Origin of the sequence: Bacillus lumedeiriae, assembly GCF_044891285.1 — a bacterium.
Lineage (GTDB): Bacteria > Bacillota > Bacilli > Bacillales > Domibacillaceae > Pseudobacillus > Pseudobacillus lumedeiriae.
In genome coordinates this window covers 1-2518 of sequence record NZ_JAUIYO010000036.1, presented here as the reverse complement: position 1 = coordinate 2518, position 2518 = coordinate 1, and the positions used below count along the sequence as shown (strand labels likewise).

The following is a 2518-nucleotide window of genomic DNA, read 5'->3' as shown; positions in this document are numbered from 1 at the left end:
CAAAAGTTCAAGCGGCAAAAGAAAAATTAAAAGGGTCGATTGCACCGGTTATTACACCTTTCAAGCAGGATGAAAGTTTAGATATTGAAACATTTAAAAGTTTAGTGAACTGGCAGATTGAAAGCGGAAGCCACGGAATTTCTGTTACAGGCACATCCGGGGAGCCAAGTTCATTAACAGTCGAAGAACGCGAGCTTGTGATGGAAACAGCGATCCAAACGATTAACGGCCGCGTTCCGTTCGCACCGGGAACAGGATCTGTGAACTATAACGAAGCGCTTCGTTTAACGAAAGCGGCACAGGAAATGGGTGCCGATGCAGCGATGGTCATCGTTCCTTATTACAACAAGCCTTCCCAGCATGCACTGTATAACCACTATAAATCCATCGCTGATGCGGTCGATATTCCGATCATTGTTTACAACATCCCAGGACGCACAGGTGTAAACCTTGAAGTGAAAACGTTAGCCCGTTTAGTGGAAGACTGCCCGAACATTATCGGCGCGAAAGAGTCCAATAAAGATTTCGAACATGTGAATCGAGTCTTATTGAACTGTGGAAGAGACTTTAAATTATTCTCCGGAATCGAGCTGCTTTGCTATCCGATGCTGACAATCGGCGGAGCCGGTTCGATCAGTGCAACAGCGAACGTAGCACCAGCGCAAGTAGCGGAAATGCACAATGCCTGGATGGAAGGAAATACAGAAAGAGCATTGGAACTTCACTACGAATTAATGCCGCTGAACGATGTGTTGTTTAAAGATACGAACCCGTCACCAGTGAAAGCTGCACTCGGCATGATGGGCAAAATCGAGCCGGTACTCAGAAGACCGATGGCTCTGCCGGCACAAGAGCTTCAAGATGAAATTCGCAGCGTATTACAGTCGTACAACATTTTAGCCCAAGGGGTTTCCACAAACTAAACGATTCGGCGAAGGAGAGTCAGCCGGGAGCTGTCTTATAAGGATATGAGACAGCTCTAATCAAAAAGGAGTGACCATAATGCAAGTGCAAACATCTGGAGAACAAAAGTTAATTCACAAACGAGTGGACGACGTGAAATTATATATTAATGGGCAATTTACAGACGCCGCAGAGGGAGCAGCGTTTGAAAATATCAATCCTTTTACGAATGAAGTGAATAACCTCGTCGCAGAAGGACGCGCGGAAGATATTAACCAAGCAGTAGCAGCGGCAAGGAAAGCGTTTGAAGAAGGGCCATGGGGCAGGATGAAAGTGGCCGAACGCATGAAATATATTAACCGCATCGCTGACTTGATTGACGAAGAAATTGAAGAAATTGCGTATTTAGAATCGCTGGATACGGGCCTGCCAATCAGCCAGACGAGAAAAATGACGTCCCGCGCGGCAGAGAACTTCCGTTTTTACGCCCGCATGGTGCAGACGGTGCTGCATGGGGAATCCTACCCGATGGATGATGAATTCATCAACTATACGGTATACAACCCGCTTGGCCCAATCGGTTTGATTACACCGTGGAATGCGCCGTTTATGCTTGAAACGTGGAAAGTCGCACCGGCACTGGCGACTGGAAATACAGTGATCTTGAAACCGGCCGAACTATCGCCTTTAACAGCGAATAAACTGGCAGAAGTCATTCATAAAGCCGGCCTGCCGGAAGGTGTGTTTAACATCGTTCACGGTTTTGGCGAAACGGCAGGAGGAGCGCTTGTTGCCCACCCGGATGTGAAAGCGATCTCGTTCACAGGCGAAACGACAACAGGCTCCATCATTATTAAAAATTCAGCAGATACGCTGAAAAAAACATCGATGGAGCTGGGCGGCAAATCTCCGCTCATCGTGTTTGAAGACGCGGATCTTGATCGGGCGCTGGATGCGGCAGTATGGGGCATCTTCTCCTTTAATGGGGAGCGCTGTACATCAAATTCCCGTGTGTTCCTTCATAAAAACATTAAAGATGAGTTTGTGGAAAAGTTAAAGCAGCGGGTGCAAAACTTGAAAATTGGCGATCCGATGGATACGAAAACACAGCTCGGGCCGTTAATTGGGAAAGAGCATTTCAATAAAGTAAAGAGTTACATTGAAATTGCGAAAGAAGAAGGCTGTGAAGTCGTTCAGGGCATTGTTCCTGAGGAAGTCAAAGCAGGCAACTTTGTTCCGCCGACGCTGTTGTTGAATGCGAAAAACGACATGAGGGTATGCCAGGAGGAAATCTTTGGGCCTGTCATGGCGGTTATCGAATTTGAAACAGAAGAAGAAGTGATCGAAGCAGCGAACAATGTCCGTTACGGCTTGGCAGGATTTGTCTGGACGAACGACATGAAACGCGGCCATCGTGTGGCACAGGCAGTCGAAGCGGGCATGGTTTGGATCAACGCTCAAAACGTGCGTGATCTGCGAATCCCGTTCGGCGGAACGAAAGCAAGCGGCATTGGCAGAGAAGGCGGCCACTATGCACTCTTTGAATTTTATACAGAACCGAAAGTCATCCACGTGGCTATCGGCGATCATCATATTCCGCAGTTTGGTAAATAAA

The 2518-nt window shown here is 47.4% G+C and carries 2 protein-coding genes; both read left to right on the top strand.

Annotated elements, in window-relative coordinates:
• Positions 1–923 (top strand): 2,4-dihydroxyhept-2-ene-1,7-dioic acid aldolase (gene hpaI, locus QYG89_RS16955; RefSeq protein WP_404319395.1); only part of this gene is annotated, 923 nt, incomplete at its 5' end.
• A 79-nt stretch (positions 924–1002) separates the two neighbouring features.
• Entirely contained in the window at positions 1003–2517 is a 1515-nt protein-coding gene (hpaE, locus tag QYG89_RS16950) for a 5-carboxymethyl-2-hydroxymuconate semialdehyde dehydrogenase (protein WP_404319393.1), read from the top strand.
• Position 2518 lies beyond the last annotated feature (1 nt).